The sequence below is a fragment of the Desulfosporomusa polytropa genome (genome assembly GCF_055380075.1).
Genome location: NZ_AP042399.1, coordinates 1 through 16,418 on the forward strand (window position 1 = coordinate 1; position 16,418 = coordinate 16,418).

Annotated in this window: 18 protein-coding genes; all 18 read right to left on the reverse strand. The window is 40.4% G+C overall.

Going from position 1 to position 16,418, the window contains the following annotated elements; translation table 11 throughout:
* Window positions 1–90: 90 nt before the first annotated feature.
* Entirely contained in the window at window positions 91–903 is an 813-nt protein-coding gene (locus ACZ449_RS00005; RefSeq protein WP_464256742.1) for a hypothetical protein, read from the reverse strand.
* Between the two features lie 3 nt (window positions 904–906).
* The gene (locus tag ACZ449_RS00010) at window positions 907–1,587 is read right to left on the reverse strand and encodes a 4Fe-4S cluster-binding domain-containing protein (RefSeq protein WP_464256743.1); all 681 of its coding nucleotides are present in this window, start codon (window positions 1,585–1,587) and stop codon (window positions 907–909) included.
* Between the two features lie 223 nt (window positions 1,588–1,810).
* Window positions 1,811–2,521 carry a Rad52/Rad22 family DNA repair protein gene (locus tag ACZ449_RS00015; protein WP_464256744.1) on the reverse strand — a complete coding sequence of 237 codons (711 nt, stop codon included), beginning with the start codon at window positions 2,519–2,521 and terminating at the stop codon, window positions 1,811–1,813.
* 102 nt (window positions 2,522–2,623) lie between these two features.
* Window positions 2,624–3,664, reverse strand: coding sequence for a hypothetical protein (locus ACZ449_RS00020; protein WP_464256745.1), 1,041 nt, complete (start codon window positions 3,662–3,664; stop codon window positions 2,624–2,626).
* Between the two features lie 21 nt (window positions 3,665–3,685).
* A complete protein-coding gene (locus tag ACZ449_RS00025) occupies window positions 3,686–4,417 on the reverse strand; it encodes a uracil-DNA glycosylase (RefSeq protein WP_464256746.1) in 732 nt (243 codons plus the stop codon).
* A 17-nt stretch (window positions 4,418–4,434) separates the two neighbouring features.
* A complete protein-coding gene (locus ACZ449_RS00030; protein WP_464256747.1) occupies window positions 4,435–5,937 on the reverse strand; it encodes a nicotinate phosphoribosyltransferase in 1,503 nt (500 codons plus the stop codon).
* Window positions 5,937–6,746, reverse strand: coding sequence for a hypothetical protein (locus ACZ449_RS00035; protein ID WP_464256748.1), 810 nt, complete (start codon window positions 6,744–6,746; stop codon window positions 5,937–5,939). Before ACZ449_RS00035 ends, ACZ449_RS00030 begins: the two co-directional genes overlap by 1 nt.
* Complete coding sequence (locus ACZ449_RS00040; protein ID WP_464256749.1) at window positions 6,743–7,393, reverse strand: hypothetical protein; 651 nt, start codon at window positions 7,391–7,393, stop codon at window positions 6,743–6,745. The genes ACZ449_RS00035 and ACZ449_RS00040 overlap by 4 nt, the downstream gene beginning before the upstream one ends.
* 3 nt (window positions 7,394–7,396) lie before the next feature.
* Complete coding sequence (locus ACZ449_RS00045) at window positions 7,397–8,587, reverse strand: RecA family protein (protein ID WP_464256750.1); 1,191 nt, start codon at window positions 8,585–8,587, stop codon at window positions 7,397–7,399.
* A 19-nt stretch (window positions 8,588–8,606) separates the two neighbouring features.
* On the reverse strand, window positions 8,607–9,248 hold the full coding sequence (locus ACZ449_RS00050) for a hypothetical protein (RefSeq protein ID WP_464256751.1): 642 nt from the start codon (window positions 9,246–9,248) through the stop codon (window positions 8,607–8,609).
* The gene (locus ACZ449_RS00055; RefSeq protein WP_464256752.1) at window positions 9,241–9,432 is read right to left on the reverse strand and encodes a hypothetical protein; all 192 of its coding nucleotides are present in this window, start codon (window positions 9,430–9,432) and stop codon (window positions 9,241–9,243) included. The genes ACZ449_RS00050 and ACZ449_RS00055 overlap by 8 nt, the downstream gene beginning before the upstream one ends.
* Before the next feature lie 14 nt (window positions 9,433–9,446).
* Window positions 9,447–9,785: a hypothetical protein gene (locus ACZ449_RS00060; RefSeq protein ID WP_464256753.1), complete on the reverse strand. Its 339-nt coding sequence runs from the start codon at window positions 9,783–9,785 to the stop codon at window positions 9,447–9,449.
* Window positions 9,786–12,263, reverse strand: a complete 2,478-nt coding sequence (locus ACZ449_RS00065; protein WP_464256754.1) for a DNA gyrase/topoisomerase IV subunit A — start codon at window positions 12,261–12,263, stop codon at window positions 9,786–9,788.
* An 18-nt stretch (window positions 12,264–12,281) separates the two neighbouring features.
* Window positions 12,282–12,977: a single-stranded DNA-binding protein gene (locus ACZ449_RS00070; protein ID WP_464256755.1), complete on the reverse strand. Its 696-nt coding sequence runs from the start codon at window positions 12,975–12,977 to the stop codon at window positions 12,282–12,284.
* A gap of 186 nt (window positions 12,978–13,163) precedes the next feature.
* The gene (locus tag ACZ449_RS00075; RefSeq protein ID WP_464256756.1) at window positions 13,164–15,077 is read right to left on the reverse strand and encodes a DNA gyrase/topoisomerase IV subunit B; all 1,914 of its coding nucleotides are present in this window, start codon (window positions 15,075–15,077) and stop codon (window positions 13,164–13,166) included.
* Window positions 15,078–15,101: 24 nt separating this feature from the next.
* A complete protein-coding gene (locus ACZ449_RS00080) occupies window positions 15,102–15,338 on the reverse strand; it encodes a hypothetical protein (protein WP_464256757.1) in 237 nt (78 codons plus the stop codon).
* 25 nt (window positions 15,339–15,363) lie between these two features.
* Window positions 15,364–15,744 carry a hypothetical protein gene (locus ACZ449_RS00085; RefSeq protein WP_464256758.1) on the reverse strand — a complete coding sequence of 127 codons (381 nt, stop codon included), beginning with the start codon at window positions 15,742–15,744 and terminating at the stop codon, window positions 15,364–15,366.
* Between the two features lie 113 nt (window positions 15,745–15,857).
* A complete protein-coding gene (locus ACZ449_RS00090) occupies window positions 15,858–16,343 on the reverse strand; it encodes a single-stranded DNA-binding protein (RefSeq protein WP_464256759.1) in 486 nt (161 codons plus the stop codon).
* Window positions 16,344–16,418: the final 75 nt, after the last annotated feature.

Consider the following 16,418-nt stretch of genomic DNA (forward strand, 5'->3'; position numbering starts at 1 on the left):
TGTCAAGGTGACGACATTTTTGACGCTTACCTTTAAGCAGGTGTTCTACCTGCGTCATGCATTCTCTCATGTACTTTCATCATCCTTTTTTTAGTCATCGAAAAATATGTCGGCAAACCGTTCTTCCAGAATATTTTCTTCTCGTGATTCTTGTGTAAGCAATCCTCTTCGAGATGTTAAAAACCGTTCAACCGAAGCTTCGTCATCTTTGTTAAGATCAAAAATCTCATAAGATATTTTTTCTTTAACAAGTTCAGTGTCGATATCGGCTGTAGTTACAACATAATTACGGAGCAGCTCATTGCTGTCTTCCTCAATGCTGTATTTTGGTATGGTTATTTTATAATCATCAGTGAAAAATTCGATAGACGGGTTAACGACATTTTTTAAATCTGCATTGCCTACGCAATCTATCAGCCGTATATCGGCTGTTCCATTCTGGTGAGCGATTATGTGCAATTTCTCAATAGTCATTATACGAGCTTCATCAGAACATATGAAACCAATACCGGAGAAAATTGAATTTCCAAGAATAGCTCCTTGTTTAAGCAATAATTCCGCAATGCTTTGTACAGCTTTTTCTTTTGCTTCAACGACAGTAGGAGCAATATCCACAGTGTTATAAGCAAAGACACAATCGGCTAATTGTTTCGTGAATATATCCTCTGGAATAATTGCAGGCGATGATACAAGGGTTTCTCCTTGATACCTGTATTCAGCGAAAAGCTGAACTGTTTTTGTGGTTTCATCCGGTTCAAATCGATATGAAATTACTGAATTTTGAATATCTTTGAACCTAGTGACTTGATCTGGGATTAACGGAAGCTTTTTTAAATTATCCATTTCAACCCATGCTTCTTGGGTCGTTCCTGGAATAGTAAAGCTACCTACTTGTCTTCCCATCTTTTAAGCGACTCCCCTCTGTATCACAGTAGCCTGTTTAGGCTCAATTTTATCTTTTGTGATATAGCGTAGATCTCCATTTGGTAATACATAAAGGCCAACAAGTTCACCGGCAGTATGACCATTAATTATACCTGGGCGGCCAGCATCATTCCACTCTTTAAGATCCCATATAGTCTGGTTAGCAGAACCAATCGTATTATGAAATCCATCCTCGAAGTCTTCATTGTAAATTCGTTCAGACTTTTTATATGCACCGTCAACAAGAATATCGATATTTTGAATCAATCCTCTCCAAGCGGGGTGAATATTACCAGTAGACCCGATTTTCAGCGAGCGCCATGAGAATACTAGAATGTGGAATCCTTTTGCTTTCAGGAGCTTACAGAGTTCAGTTAGTCCTTCCATCTGATCAGTAGGTTCCCCACCAACAATCGTAATATATTTGTTTGGTGCAAACTTGGCTATGTGTTCAGCCATGTCTTGTGGAGACCGGGTAATTGCGTCAAGGCGCGTTTCCCAAAGATCAGGATTGTAGCAGCCATCACAAGGATCGCCGGACATTGCTTTTCTGCAACCCATGAAATACAATTCGGTACGCATATTATTATCAGGAGAGGGGCCGCCTTGATCGGTGGCCCACTTTACTCCGAACAAACGAATATCAGTAGTATTTCTAAGCATATTAAATGCCTCCTCTATGATAGTACTTTATTTACCCTGGGTTTAATCACATGAATAACCTTATTACATCTTTCGCAACGTATTTCGGTTTCAAGCAAGTGTTCTTCCACGGCATTTTTATCTGAAGTGCTACGTAGGTAAGTAAACACATCTCTTTTGTATAACCGGCTATTGCCGCATACACAACCGAGACGACGTTTATCCTCCTCAAATAGCATTGTCATTAGGCGGTAGCCTCTGAACCTTGAGATGCTTTAAGATGTTCGACGAAATCAGCGATGTTATCCGGAGTCAAATCTTCAATACCTTGGCAAGAGCCATTAGACCACTCAACAATGATTTCAGCCATATCATCGGATGTGGCATTATTAGCTTCCATTATTGCTTTGATATAATCACGTTCTGGCTCATATTGTTTCAGAAGTTCTGGAGTCCAAGGATCTTCGTAATTGATCGCGTCAAAGAATGCTTGTTCATCTTCATCACGATAGAGCTGAGCTCCAATACCGAACAATGAAGCTGCTTTTTTGAGGGCATCTGTACCAGCGGCTTTAAAGATACTTTCTTGATCATTTTGGCCGCCAAGAACGGATTTAGATCCAAGACCGGTCTTGCGAAGTTCGATGATTTTACCATCTTCAGCAGCTAAGTAAACAGTCAAAGTGCCGCGTACGTGAGCAACAGGCCCTTGTGGCACTGGCTCTTTGTCGTATTTCGGGTTGAACTTTGGTTGCGACACTTGAATCCATTGTTCAGACACGTCCCAGCTCCATAGGTAGCCGAAAGCTTCATTCAACAGATCAATTACAGTCGATCCAGATATGTATGATAATATTTTCTTGCCGCCGCCTTCGCGCTGCTTAATTAGCTGCCCGGGGATTGGGCGAGAAACTACTTCCTTAGCTTTTGTAGAGAATTGAATGAGTTGACCCATTTTGCATCCATCCTTCATATTTTAATAAGTTTGGACGCTAAGCCCGACTTGCTAACATCGAACTTAGCATCATTATAGCACGAACTTAACAGCTCGTCTAGGTTATTCTCCGCGACCAACAAAATCTCTTTCGAGTTTTAGGGCAGCGCTCATGATGATAAGTGATTTGTTTTTATAGTCTAAGCGATCTTGAACGCTTTTGAGGAAGTTGTACCGTCCTCTAACCTCGGCTACCGCCTCAAACAAGTTGATGTTGCCGCCATACTTAGTAAAGTTCATAGCAGCACAGAAGCCGGCTTTCTTTCGTTCCATATCGTTATTGCCATTTCCGAGAGAGATATTTTTAATAACGGCAATGGTGCCGTCTTCTTTGTTGGTCAGATTATCGAGAAGCGTTTTTGTTTCATGGAGCGGCTGTGCGATTTTGTCATACACAAGATTGAGTTCAGAAGTAACCACTTTTAGAACTCCTGGATTCATTTCTTGATCGACAACAATGCTGCTAACTTCAGATTCTATTTCAGTTTTAAACTGTTCCCATGCTTCATCAGTTAATGGAGCGGTTAATACAGCGGCTACTTCAGAAAAAGACATAGTCGTAGCAGGCATTTCAGCAGAACCTTCAAAGGTATCATCAATAGCTGTTTCTGAATCATCCTTTTCTGTTTTTTTGCTCTTGCTAGTACGACGAGTTGTTTTTTTCTCTGGAACAGGAGTCTCAGACTTAGCCGTTTCTACAGGAGCAACATCGGCTTCTGTCGGCGGAGCAACTTCTTCGGCTGGAGGCGGTGTTTCTACTACCGGTTCTTGAGCAACAGCAGGGGCTGGCTCAACGACAGGTGTTGCTGTTTTTTTAAACGGGAAAGCTAAAGTCTTTTTCGGTGCTGCCGGAGTTTCAGCAGCTTTTTGGACCGAAGTATCGGCGACTGCTTTTGCGGCAGCAGCCTTTGCAAAGGGATTAAGTTTCGGTGCAATAGTTGTAACAGGTTCAGCAGCCACGATAGGAGCGGCAGTTTCTGCCGGCGCATCCGCAGGAGCTGTAGCTGTGACTACAGGCGCCGGTTTTTTTAATAATGGATTTACCTTTTTTTCGGCGGCAGCGGCCGGATTTTTAGCAGCATTAATCTTGTCAAGAAAGCTCATATATATTTCCTCCTAAATGTTTTATTGTTCTTCTTCTAATTTTTCTAATAGTACATTGTTATCCGGAAAATTATCTTGAATATATTTAAAAACTTGCAATATATCCTCACAGAAATCGCCTTTGTAAACTTCGACTATTTCTGGATCTTGTTTGTCTTGCATATGCAATAGATAACTTGGGTGATATGTGGGCATTGCAGGAATACCCTTCACATCAATCCAATTACCGCGTGCCTGGCTAATCGCTTCCTTATGAAACATGTTTAGAGCAATGTTTCCAAGTAGTACGATAGCAACAGGTTTTACGATTTCGATAGCATATTCAAGAAAGACTTTGCAATTGTTAACTTCTGTTTTAGCCGGAGCACGCTTTATCAATTTGCCGTTTACTTCTTTACAAGGAAAGCAACTGACGGCATTCATGAAAAATAATTCATCATAGTTAACATGATGATAAGTAAATAGCTTATTTAACAGCTCTCCTTCAGCGGTACCGTGAAAAGGATAAACTGTAATTTCGCCATCTTTTACTTGCTCTTCAATGATCGATTCACCGATAACCATTATAGCGCCATGTTCATTACCGCTAGTAAGGCATTTGGGGCCATTACAAATCTCACAATCAGTACAATCGAGAATATAGTTATCAAGTTTTTCTCTTGCCATAGGCTTAATAAGACTATGAACATAAGCCAACGGATTTTCGGGATTTGCTTCTTGGACCAAGGCCAAGATTTGTTCGTCGTAATTCATAAGGTTAACGCCTCCTTTTATGAGGCAGCCTTTAATCTACCTCTGATGTTTGCGAGTGAATCATCTACTATCAATTCACCATCGACAAAAATGTCGCGTAATAAGTCTACGTCGTAAAACTCGCCTACGCTGCGCTCACGCTCTGACAATTCGTCTTCGTATACGATATTGCCATTTTTGTCACGTTTAACAACAACCATGCCTTTTTGCGACTTTTTGACTTTGTTTTTATCGGTAGACGGGTCTTTGTAAATTTCCCGTCCCTTTCCATCGACTACAACATAAGTCGATTTTAAAGCAAAACCAAAAGTATCTCTGGTATTGTACTGGTACGTAAATGATCCTATACCATAGACCATATTAATCGAGGCAAAGCCTTTGTCCATAAGTTTTTGACAAATTTCTCGGCATCTCTGGAGCGTGATAGCGTCACCATAAATAGTGCCGATATGAGAATCAAGCATTTTGAAGCCTTTTTCATTTACGGTACCACCAAAAATATCCCAGAGAACTTCAACTACGCCTTTACGCGCAAAATCATTTTGAGATTCGGGATCGCCACAAATGATTTTGACCGGATCTCCAGAATCGGGGCGAATAACCACCTTACCGTCGCGAGCTACAATATCGCTCTTAAGTGGACGGATTACTTTATCGAGTACTTCCCACAAATCCCAAGTATCAGACACAATAGAAACGAATCCTTTCGGATATACTTCTGTAATCAGATACTTGTATGACGAAAGCTCATCACGGCCATGAGCGCACATTACGCTATGCTCCGTAGCAGGAATAGATGTGCCAACTAATTCTTTGGTTATATCAGCATTATAATATTCTTCGAGATAACAAATGCTTGGAATAGTATCAGTGCCGACAAAAGACAATAAATGTCCTGCTCCACTTGCGGCAGACGCTTCTAAACCGCCCATACCGCGCATAGAAAAGTCATGGCCTTGAAACTGTACAGCATCTGTATTGCCTACAGTCATTAACGCATACGAATCCAGAATTTTACGGTACTCATTAGCGATCGTTGCTGAAGTACTTGGCTGCCACAATGAGCAACTCATTAATGTTTCAAGATAATTGGTTAACCAATAAAAGAAACCGTAACCGGCCATATTTGTATTTTCAATAGTTAACATTGGAACGCGGATCGGAACCAATGTACCTTCAGGTACGGCCTTGATTCTGATTGGTAAGTAACCGAGCTCATGTAAATCAATAATATGATCGCAGTCAGGATTTTCGATGCTAAGCGTATACTTGATAAAACGCTCATACTCTTCGACAACATCTTTGAGAGGACGGAAAAAGAAATGCTCATTGAAATAATCCATCAGATATTTCTTAATAAACCCCTGAAATCCAAAAGCAATTACCTTATCTACGCCGGGAATACGGCTTTCCCGTGGAGTCCAAGTAGAATATACCATTTCAGTTCTTTTTGGGTATTGCTCACGGTGAGACACTTTATAAAAATCACACAACAAACTTGCTGGATAAATCGTTTTCATTATATCGCATAGCTCCTTATTACACTGAGTTTCGACATATGCGGATCGGTAATAATACTGCCCGTAGTAAACACTTTTTCAATCAAAGGAGAGTTTAAAACATCGCCTTCTAAAATTGTTTCCTCACAATGAGTCACTACGAGATATATTTTTGCTGCTCCGATTTCCTTAAGCTTCTTTGCGCTGAGCATGAACGTGCCGCCCTTTGAACATAAGTCGTCTACGATAATTACATTGCTATTGCACAAGTTCTCCGCGCCGACAACTTGCAGAGACTCAATTTTTCCTGTTTGGAAGTTTCTTTTTTTGAATCCTACAATTTCTTTAAAGCCCGGGTTTTTGCTGCTATATCGCTTTTGAGCACCAGCATCAGGATAAAAGATATAATCTTTTCCTCTGTCAAACCCCGATTCGAGGATTGCTTCATTTAGCAGTATGGTTGTCGGATATTCGATTACACATCTGTCAAGCAAGGCAGGCGTTACATCTGAATGAGGTTCATCTATATTTACGATAGCAAAATGCAAAGAATTAATGAATTCACATACATATTTTAAAGTAAATACAGATTTACCTTCGGTGCGGTCTTGTCTACTGTACGGCATATAAAGAATTGTTAGATTGCAAGCCTTAATGAATTGTTCGTCTAAATGCCGCTTGATTAACATCAATTTTATTAAGTCGCTGTCGTCTTCATATTTGAAAATAATATTATTATACGGCATCACCAAAATTGTGTTTTTATCTACATTCGTCTCCCCATTAGGAAACTTGTTAAATTCAACCTTATAATCGTTCAAAATAATCATACTGGGTTCTCCTTTTTTAGCTGAGTTAATCTCAGCTGTGATTTTAACAATTCAATTTCTGCTTGTGCTGCAATTAAATCTGCATGAATTTTTTGTCGTTGTTTTTCAGCGACATCTACAAGCGCATCAGCCTTATTGGCTTTTTGCCGATCTATCACCATAGTTTTGACCATAGACATTATAATATCTTGCTCTGTAACAACATAAACATTTTCATCATGCTCATGAAAGCTAAACTTAAGATACCAAAATTCCTTGTTTTCTCGTTGTGCTTCTTTATTAAGCTTTTCAAGCCACTCTTTTTTCATAGTAAAAGTTTCTTTACCTGGTGCTTGTTTGCTTATTTTTGTCTTAAGTTCTTCCATAATTTCAATAATTCCAGATATCTGCTCATCGCCTTTTTTTCTGCCAGTGGCTCCACTATTTGGAGTCATATTGGTAGAAACCCCAAGTAGGGCGGCATTGTTTTGATGGTTCTTGAATTCAAAACTGCTGCCCATCCTCTTATCGACAGATTGTTTCCTTTGACTAGGCTGTTTCGCTACCTTTTTTCGATAGTGAAAACTGTCGAAACATAAGTCGCAATTTGCGCCTAATCGAGAGCAGTCGATATGATCAAATTTACAATTTGCCAAAGGGTTAGCCATATACTAAGCACTCTCCTGAATTGGGTTTTTATTAGTTTTTTTTGTATCCTTAACATCTTTAGAAGCCATTTGTTTAATAACTTCTTCGTCTGCTTTGATTGCGTCAACTTCTTCAGCGGTCATTTGCTCAACTTGTGCGTTGACTAAGCCAAGTAGTTCCTTAAGAACTTCTGGGTTTTCACGCATGAATTGACGATATTCCGTTTTACCATTCCATTTATATATAGGAGTACCATCAGCGCCATCCCAATATATCCAAGCCCCGCCTTTTCTTAATATGCCTTGTTCTACTGCAGTATCCAATGAAGTAAGTATCTTTTCAATACCCTCTCCAAATACGGCATAGTACTCGGTTTTAAGATATGGATTACGATCCGGAACGCAGTGGTTTTTACGAACACGAACGCAAATTTTTACGCCCTCATCCTTCTTAATTGGCTCGCCTTCTTGTATTGATAGTCTTCTCATATCAAAAGTCAATGCTGACATAAATGCAATAGCATGTCCTCCTGATACGATAAGCGGGTCTTTACTGGAAGATCCGATATCGACTGTAAGATGCGTAATAATTACGAAGGCGCAATTATTTTCCGCAATAAGAACACCAAATTTTCTTGTCATTCTAGCATTCATTCTTGACTGTGTACCGACTACAGCTTTTGATGCTGACTTAGCCAATTCTTCAGCAGGAACCAAAGCTTTTAATGAATTGATTACAAACATATCGACAGCGCCTGTACCCATGATGGCTTCAGCTCTATCTAGTGCGACTTCACCAGCTCCGTCGCGATCTAGCTCTAGGTATACGAATCGAGCTGGATCAATGCCGAAAGTATTTACTAGATAACTTTCTTCTAATGATCCCTCAGATTCTAACCAGCCTGCAACAAAATCTGGATCTGCTTGCATGTTTTCGCCAATTGTTTCTAATGCTAAACTAGTTTTGCCAGAGTCAGGTAAACCTGCAAGTATAGTAGCTCTCTTTCTAGGGAAACCACCACCGGCTGCTTCATTAACATTTTTAGACGGGGTTGGAATATATTTGATTTTTAAGCAATCCATTATTTCAGGATCTACTCCAATTCGTCCCATTATCTTTTTTCCTGCAGTATCATTAATAGCGCCAGACACTTTGTCTAGAATCGCTAATTTCTCAGCTAGAGTTTTTGCTTTCTTTGGAGTTAAACTAGCCATGAAAATACCTCCTAAATTATCAGCTCACTCGTGTGGCTGATTCTGTATAGAATTCGGCATGCTTACTAGGGATTTGCTTAACAATAGGTTCAATGGCATCCAAAAATTTTTTCTTGTTTTCATTGCAAAATGCTAAATGAGGAATTTCAAATTGCCCACAAATAACATCAGTATCGAGGTTCATAATGTCTTTAAACCAAGACTTTAATGATCCGATTTCTTTGGCATCCATAAACCATAGTCGCAAATAAGCACAATCATATTCATCGTCAATTCCGCCACGTTCCATGTAAAACACGGCCGGGAAAAGAGGCGAATACATATACTTCAACACGTTGCTTAATATTAGCACGTTATTGCGGTACAGCCATTTGTGATATATTCGCAATTTGTTGGAATCCACCCATGACATCCATTTTGCATATGACGCACGTTCAACGTTCTCCCTGGTAAGCCATCCGGCGCTCTCAATTGTTTTTATTTTCCACTCAAGATAATCACGATCGTAAGCCATGATCGACAACCGAGTTAGGCCCGGGGATTCTTTAGTTGGAACCTTTTTCAATAGCCCATGGATAGCAATAGACAGAATTTGTTCTCGCTTCTCGATGCGCAGCGTATTGCGACCAGAGGTATCTACTTTATTGTAGCCCTTAAACATGCTGTTTTTCGTAAGACTCTAACACTAAGGCATTTTTGAAAGCCATTATTGGAGCAATTTCTTCAAGAAATTTGGGGAAATGCCGTACATAAGTGGCATACATAGTGTCAATACTATCGACCAAGTCTTTGTATTCTTCAGGCTTTAGCTCAGCTTTAACATGCATAAGTGCTTGAATTTCCATTCAATTCACCTCTCTTATAAATCTTTGGTCATGTTTTCATAAGTTTGGATAATTTCTTCGTAACGTTTGATTGATGAAGCGATGGCAATCTTTGCTTCTGGCTCCAAAGATGATAGTTTTGTCAATTCGACGCATCTTTGCTTAAGAACGAAGATATTTGCTCGAAGAAGTGGTTTTAACACATACATATCACATGCTTCACTATCTACTTGCGATAACTTAAGTGCTTCTTCGATAAGGGCTGCCACAACCAATTGGTTAGCGGCTTTACCCTCATATCCCGAAGCTTTGATCATGGCACCGATGTAGTTAACAAGACCGGCACGTACCTGTGTCATATCGTTGCTATACATCTATGCCACCTCTTGTTCTTCTATTTCTTCGGCTGGATCGCCAGTATTCTTACTGATAGACACTACTTCATCATCGGCTTTAAGTCCTATTGTAAGAACCCCAGCTGCTGGACGACCCATGGTTGGAATTTCAGAAACGGATGTGCGACTTAGCTGACCATTTTTGCTAGCGATAAATAAATCATCGCTATCTTGTACGGTCATAGCCGAAACGATTAATCCTGTTTTTTCTGATACTCCAAGAACTTTTACGCCCTGGCCACCCCGGGACTGAGATGGGCAATCTTTAAACGCACAACGTTTAGCAAAACCATTTCCAGTCATCACAAGGAATGTTTCAGGACCATCGAGGACGAGAACATCAACTACACTATCGTACTGGCGTAATTTCATTGCTCTTACGCCGGCAGCTGTTCTACCCATTGGGCGAATGCCTTTTTTCTCGTCATCCAGTTTGAACCGAACTCCTTGACCTCCCGCAGATATAACCATAACCTCTTTATCTGCTTCAACCAAGGTGCAAGACACGAGCTCGTCGTTATCTTTGAACGAGACAACCCGGGTTACGCTCATACGCCTTGATAAATTGCTGAGTTCTAATCGTTTTCCGATCCCGTTTTTGGTTACAAATAACAGGTCGGTATCAGTCAGATTAGGAGCAATTGATAAGATGCTAACGATCTTTTCTTCCGATTCTAGGTTTAGATAGTTGTTAATGTATTTACCGGATGCTGCCCGACTAGAAATCGGGATCTTATAAGCAGGCATTACATGACATCTACCCTGATTCGTAAAGAATAAAATATCGTCTCTTGAGCTAATAGCTAGCATAGTGCGCACGGAATCTTCTTCATTGAGTTTTCCAGATTTCGTGCCCTTATTGCGGCGACCCATCGCGGTGTACTCTGAATCACTTACAGATTTAATCAATCCATTGTTTGTATAAGTAACAACCAGAGCTTCTTCTTTGATGAGATCACGTTCATCGTCGGATTCACCGGCGACAACCTCAATAACGGTTTTGCGTTCGTCCTTAAACAATGCACTTACCTCTTTTAAGTTGGAACGCACAGCTGTTAATAAAGCTGCTTCATCATTTAATACTGCGGTCCACTTAGCGATATCACCTGTTAGATTAGAAAGCTCTGCCATATAACTATCCACTGATGCATTACTTAGTCTAGCTAATCGCATATCTGATACAGCTTGAGCTTGTTCTTCGCTTAATTGAAAGCTTGCAATCAAATTAGGTACTACAGCCGACTGAGGTTTAGACCCACGGATTACTGGAATTACTTCATCAATCATATCTAAACAAGCGATGATCCCGTTTATGACATGAGCACGTTTTTGAGCTTTATCTAAATCAAAGACTGTGCGACGGCGTACAACTTCTGATGCATGAGCCAAGAAATGTTCAAGCATTTCTTTAAGAGACAAATTCTCAACTGGCTTGCCATTAATCAAAGCGACATGATTCATGCCGAAGCTACTTTGCATAGATGTATGCTTTAATAGCTTCTTAATAACCCATTGCGCGTTAGCATCTTTTTTGAGCTCAACAACTAAGCGAATTCCTTCTTTATCGCTTTCGTCGCGAACTTCTTTGATGTCCGGCAAGGAATTTTTACGCATTTCATCAAGTTGATTGTGCAGAGTAGCCTTACACACTTTATATGGGACTTCAGTAATGACGATTTGTTGATAGCCCTTCACTTCTTCTACAAAGAAGTTTGAACGAATGACTACGCGGCCCTTGCCTGTTCGGTATCCTTCTTCGATGCCTTTTAGGTCGATAATAGTAGCACCTGTTGGAAAGTCTGGAGCTTTAATGATGCTAACCAAAGTTTCAATCGAAGTTTCTTCTCCGGCTAGTGCATCTTCTAAAATCTTATCCAACGCTTTATAAACATCTGTTGCGTTATGAGGAGCAAACGATGACGCCATACCAACAGCAATGCCCATGGCTCCGTTACACAAGAGAGCCGGGAAGAGCGTTCCGAGCATGAGAGGTTCCGTTTCGGATTCGTCGTAGTTTGGCACCATATCTACGATATTCTTTTCGAGATCTTGAAGCATCAGCTCTCCGATCGGAGAAAGTTTAGCTTCTGTATATCTCATGGCTGCCGCTGAGTCTCCATCCAAATTTCCCCAGTTGCCATGTCCATCAATAAGCGGATATCGCATACCAAAATCTTGCGCCATATTAACCATAGCATCGTACACAGAAATATCACCGTGAGGATGATAGAGGCCAAGCACCTGACCTACTGTTCTAGCCGATTTCTTATATGGACCATTTGAACGTAACCCTAGGCCGTGCATTGTATATAATATCCGGCGGTGGACTGGTTTGAGCCCATCGCTAACTTTTGGCACGGCTCGGTCTTCAATTACATCGTTAGCATAAGATAAAAACGAAATCGCTGTCCGCTCAGCAATATCTTGTATTACTACCCCTTTTTCTGATTCGGCCATTTAGCTGACCCCTCCTTCCTAAATGGCTTCTTTGTAAGATTTATCGGCTCCGGAATAGAGCTCACGATAATCAGACTCTGTTTCAGTGGTTTCGTTGCCTTTTACAATATCCAAGTGCGATATAGAGACTTCATAAGTAACATTAATCGTACCGGCTTCGTCATTTTTCCGACGATATTCACGAGATTGAAAACGGCCCGTGAACTTAATTTTATCCCCAACACATAGTTTTTTTGCCATTTTAGCGTTAATACCCCAAGTGATACAAGGGATGTAGTCACTGTTGGCGTATTGACGGTTGCAAGCAATTAACAGGTCGGTAATAACCCGGCCCGTTGTAGTTTCACGGTAGGTGGGAGCTTTGCAAACATAACCTTCCATCTCCACTTGATTTTTAACTTCAGTTGCTAACAACTCAGCTTCTGAAATTTGGTTAACATCATTTGCATAACCAAACACCAACAGTTTGCTTTTGTCAGAACCATTTTTTTGGTTCCTGGTACGTACTTGACCTTCAATGGTTACGAACATTCCAGGAACAATTTCATTGTTGAATAAAAGTTTTTCTGATACGATTACTGGAATCGTGTCTACATTTTCACTTAACCGAATTACATCAAGCATAACGCGGTAAAATTGTTCCCCCTGGCAGTCATGAGATTTTTCGATTACGTTTACCATACCGGAAACGGTTAGTACATTTTTATCTTGCATTTAAGCAACCTCCTAAATTTGTCATTAGTGATTATTGTTATATCAAAGCTACTTAAGTAACTTTTTATCTGCGTGTGTTTGTGACTCATCTTCGGATATATCTTCTTTTCAATGACTGATCAATTGGATTAAAACGCCAACGAAATGTGTTGAATAAAAAGAAATCGGAAGACGTGCGCCAAGCTATTAAGCTACTAGGCTACTATTTTCAATAATAAAGGCTTTTCGGGACTCTACATCTTTTCCCATACAAAGCGACAGATATTCCTCTGCTTGTTCATAATCAGATATTTCAATCTGAATCAGTTTACGCGTTTCTGGATTCATAGTCGTGTCCCACAGTTGGTCTGGATTCATTTCTCCTAGACCTTTGTAGCGCTGAATAGTACAGCCTTCAGTGTTGTAGGCCTCAAGCTCTTCTTTTGAAAATAAGTACACAACTTCTTCTTTCTTGCCGACTTTCTTTGCTACTTTATATAGCGGCGGGCAAGCTATGTATAAGTGTCCAGCTTCGATGATTGGCCGCAAATACCGATAGAAGAATACTAGGTTTAAGCATTGAATGTGAGCACCATCCACATCTGCATCACTAAATAAAATTATTTTGTGATATCGCAGCTTGTCGATGTTGAATTCGTCACCGATTCCACATTTGAGTGCTTTTAACATATCAAGCAATTTAACGCTAGTGATAATTTGATCGTACCGACTTTTTTCAGCATTAAGAATTTTACCGAAAACCGGCAAAATCGCTTGTGTTTTACGGTTACGAGCTGATTTGCACGAACCGGCTGCTGAATCGCCTTCTACCAAATAGATTTCGCAAAGGGCGGGATCTTTTTCGGAGCAATCGGCAAGCTTAGCAGCTAGGCCGCCCTCCATGCCTTCTTTTTGGCCACGAGCCGCTTCACGAGCTCGTTTGGCCGACAGACGAGCCTTGGCTGCTATTAATACTTTGTCCATGATTCTTTTTGCTCTATTCGCATCCTTGCTTAAATAGTCAAACATGAACTCTTCTGTCGCTTGCTTAACAGCATTGCGGACTTCCGGCATCTTAATCTTGGACTTTCCTTGTCCTTCGAATTTAGGCTCTTTCACTTTAATGCTAATGATGGCGGTCATACCTTCTCTGGTATCATCGCTTTCGATAGCTTTGGCGTCTTTGATCGCGCCACTTTCAAGAGCATATTGTTCAGCAGCTTTGTAAGAACCTTGTTTGAATCCGGCAAGATGATCTCCGCCAGCTTCGGTAGCAATGTTGTTAACAAAGCACTTAATATCCTGACTGTATCCATCAGTATAAGTATAAGCAACCGATACTTCGATGTCGCCTACCTTTTCGTCTGTAATCTTTTTGACGAAATAGGCCGTGTCCGCAATCGTTGTTTTGCCTTTTACCAGTTTACTGATATAATCCTTGATACCTTCAGGATAGCAAAAAGTTTTTTCCAACTTAATTTCTTGCTCTTCTTCATCGACGGAGTCAAAATATAACAAGAGTGTCAACCCCGGGTTTAAATAGGCTAGCTGCTGAATTCTTTTTTCGATTTTCTTAAAATCAAATTGCTCTTCGCCCCAAATTTCCTTATCTAAGACGAAATGCACTTCAGTCCCGGTTTGGCCTTCCTTGGCCGGTCCGACCTTGTGTAGCCCGTTAGTAATAACGCCCTTGGCAAAATCAACTTGATATTGTTTTCCTCCGGTATTAATAATAAGATTAACCTTATCAGATACGGCGTTTACACAACTGGCACCTACGCCATGCAATCCCCCGGTATTGGTCTTATATCCACCGGCTTTACCAAATTTCCCGCCCGCATGAAGTACGGTGTAGGCGACTTCCGCTTGGGATAAATGGGCGTATTCCGGATCTTCAGATTTAGTAACGGGAATTCCGTTGCCATCATCTTCAACAATTACTTCGTCGCCGACAATAGCGATTGCTATCGCGTTACAACGACCAGCTGCATGTTCATCAATTGAGTTGTCTACGATTTCATATACACAATGATTAGGATCAGTGAGATACATTTCTTTTCGTAGGCGCACACATTCAGGAAAACGTAAAACTGATATCTGCGCTTGTTCATCAACAACCATCTAGCGCACCTCCTTATCTTTGTGTTAGGCCGATTTTTTCATGGAAGGCTTGCCATTTACGATAAGCTCATTCACGTCTAACTTTAGTTCTGTTGCTATACGCTTAGCTCTGAGTAGACTAGGAAGTAAATCCCCTTTTTCGACAGCACAATAGCTATATACATCTTTGTAACCGGTTACATTTGCCATATGTAGCATAGTTAATCGCTTCTCTTTACGCTTAGATTTTAATAGCTTAGTGTTTAATAAAACATTTTTCATTAGTATTTTCTCCTCTCGATATGCACTACTCTAATTCTTCTGCTTGCGTAGTTCCCGTTATATGGCGAAAGAATGCCTCTACGACAGCTTGCAAGTTTTCTCTAAGCGTAAATTTGTTATCGATCTCTACAGTGACAGTGTAAGGACGATATTTTTCTTTAAACAGAGTAAAGTTCTGCATATCAGCAACAAGCATCATGATCCCAAGTTTAGCTCCAGGAGCAATAACCTGTTGATATGCAAACATATACAGTTTGTCTGCGAATTCCGCGGATACCTTGTCTTTAAAAACAAGACGAGCCGCAATTTCTCTTGCAGTATTTTTAATCATATCTTCTGTATCTACTTTTTCTTGAATAGAAGACATGAGCTCTTCTTGTATGCGTGTGATCTGTTCGTCAGTCATGTTAATACCTCCGCATCAAGAGCATGTTTTACACTTAACATCATACCAGTTAACAAGTAAAAAAACAAGTTAACAAGAAGAGAAATTTTTCAGCCCCTCTTGTTACTTTAGAATTAAAGGACAGAACGACCTTTTTTAAGTGGATTTAAGCTACCAGATGCGCCGCCTTTAGCCAATGGGTTGGTTTTGGCTGGTGCCGGTGCTGCTTTAGCAGGAGCAGAATTGCCGCTATCGCCATCATCATCTTTTGCATTACCATTTTGGAAATAGACGCCTTGTGGAATTACATGAATATACATCTGGCCATGGACGGTTTGACCGTCTTTCACGTAATCTTCATCTTTCCGGACTTCGCCTTCAATAATCAGGTTATCACCGCGCTTGAAGTATTTTTCGATGAATACGGCCGTAGCGCCAAAAGCCTTAAAGAATAACAGATCTTCAGGATAATATTTTTCGCCTTCTTTTTTATAAGACCGTTTAACGGAAATCATACCGCGAAGAACAGCTTTCTTTTCATCGGTATAATCGTTAATAGCGAACGGAAGTTTTTCAGACGTAGGAATTCTGCCTTGAAGAATACATTTATTAAGCGACATAGATTTTTCCTCCTATTGGCTAATACTCTTCCTGAGTATTGCCGAAACATTTTTAATATAATTTTATTTTTGAAT

What these genes read in the sequence shown, in the direction of transcription:
- ACZ449_RS00005 (WP_464256742.1), bottom strand. Translation starts at nt 903, where the DNA reads ATGGGAAGACAAGTAGGTAGCTTTACTATTCCAGGAACGACCCAAGAA.
- ACZ449_RS00010 (WP_464256743.1), bottom strand. Translation starts at nt 1,587, where the DNA reads ATGCTTAGAAATACTACTGATATTCGTTTGTTCGGAGTAAAGTGGGCC.
- ACZ449_RS00015 (WP_464256744.1), bottom strand. Translation starts at nt 2,521, where the DNA reads ATGGGTCAACTCATTCAATTCTCTACAAAAGCTAAGGAAGTAGTTTCT.
- ACZ449_RS00020 (WP_464256745.1), bottom strand. Translation starts at nt 3,664, where the DNA reads ATGAGCTTTCTTGACAAGATTAATGCTGCTAAAAATCCGGCCGCTGCC.
- ACZ449_RS00025 (WP_464256746.1), bottom strand. Translation starts at nt 4,417, where the DNA reads ATGAATTACGACGAACAAATCTTGGCCTTGGTCCAAGAAGCAAATCCC.
- ACZ449_RS00030 (WP_464256747.1), bottom strand. Translation starts at nt 5,937, where the DNA reads ATGAAAACGATTTATCCAGCAAGTTTGTTGTGTGATTTTTATAAAGTG.
- ACZ449_RS00035 (WP_464256748.1), bottom strand. Translation starts at nt 6,746, where the DNA reads ATGATTATTTTGAACGATTATAAGGTTGAATTTAACAAGTTTCCTAAT.
- ACZ449_RS00040 (WP_464256749.1), bottom strand. Translation starts at nt 7,393, where the DNA reads ATGGCTAACCCTTTGGCAAATTGTAAATTTGATCATATCGACTGCTCT.
- ACZ449_RS00045 (WP_464256750.1), bottom strand. Translation starts at nt 8,587, where the DNA reads ATGGCTAGTTTAACTCCAAAGAAAGCAAAAACTCTAGCTGAGAAATTA.
- ACZ449_RS00050 (WP_464256751.1), bottom strand. Translation starts at nt 9,248, where the DNA reads ATGTTTAAGGGCTACAATAAAGTAGATACCTCTGGTCGCAATACGCTG.
- ACZ449_RS00055 (WP_464256752.1), bottom strand. Translation starts at nt 9,432, where the DNA reads ATGGAAATTCAAGCACTTATGCATGTTAAAGCTGAGCTAAAGCCTGAA.
- ACZ449_RS00060 (WP_464256753.1), bottom strand. Translation starts at nt 9,785, where the DNA reads ATGTATAGCAACGATATGACACAGGTACGTGCCGGTCTTGTTAACTAC.
- ACZ449_RS00065 (WP_464256754.1), bottom strand. Translation starts at nt 12,263, where the DNA reads ATGGCCGAATCAGAAAAAGGGGTAGTAATACAAGATATTGCTGAGCGG.
- ACZ449_RS00070 (WP_464256755.1), bottom strand. Translation starts at nt 12,977, where the DNA reads ATGCAAGATAAAAATGTACTAACCGTTTCCGGTATGGTAAACGTAATC.
- ACZ449_RS00075 (WP_464256756.1), bottom strand. Translation starts at nt 15,077, where the DNA reads ATGGTTGTTGATGAACAAGCGCAGATATCAGTTTTACGTTTTCCTGAA.
- ACZ449_RS00080 (WP_464256757.1), bottom strand. Translation starts at nt 15,338, where the DNA reads ATGAAAAATGTTTTATTAAACACTAAGCTATTAAAATCTAAGCGTAAA.
- ACZ449_RS00085 (WP_464256758.1), bottom strand. Translation starts at nt 15,744, where the DNA reads ATGACTGACGAACAGATCACACGCATACAAGAAGAGCTCATGTCTTCT.
- ACZ449_RS00090 (WP_464256759.1), bottom strand. Translation starts at nt 16,343, where the DNA reads ATGTCGCTTAATAAATGTATTCTTCAAGGCAGAATTCCTACGTCTGAA.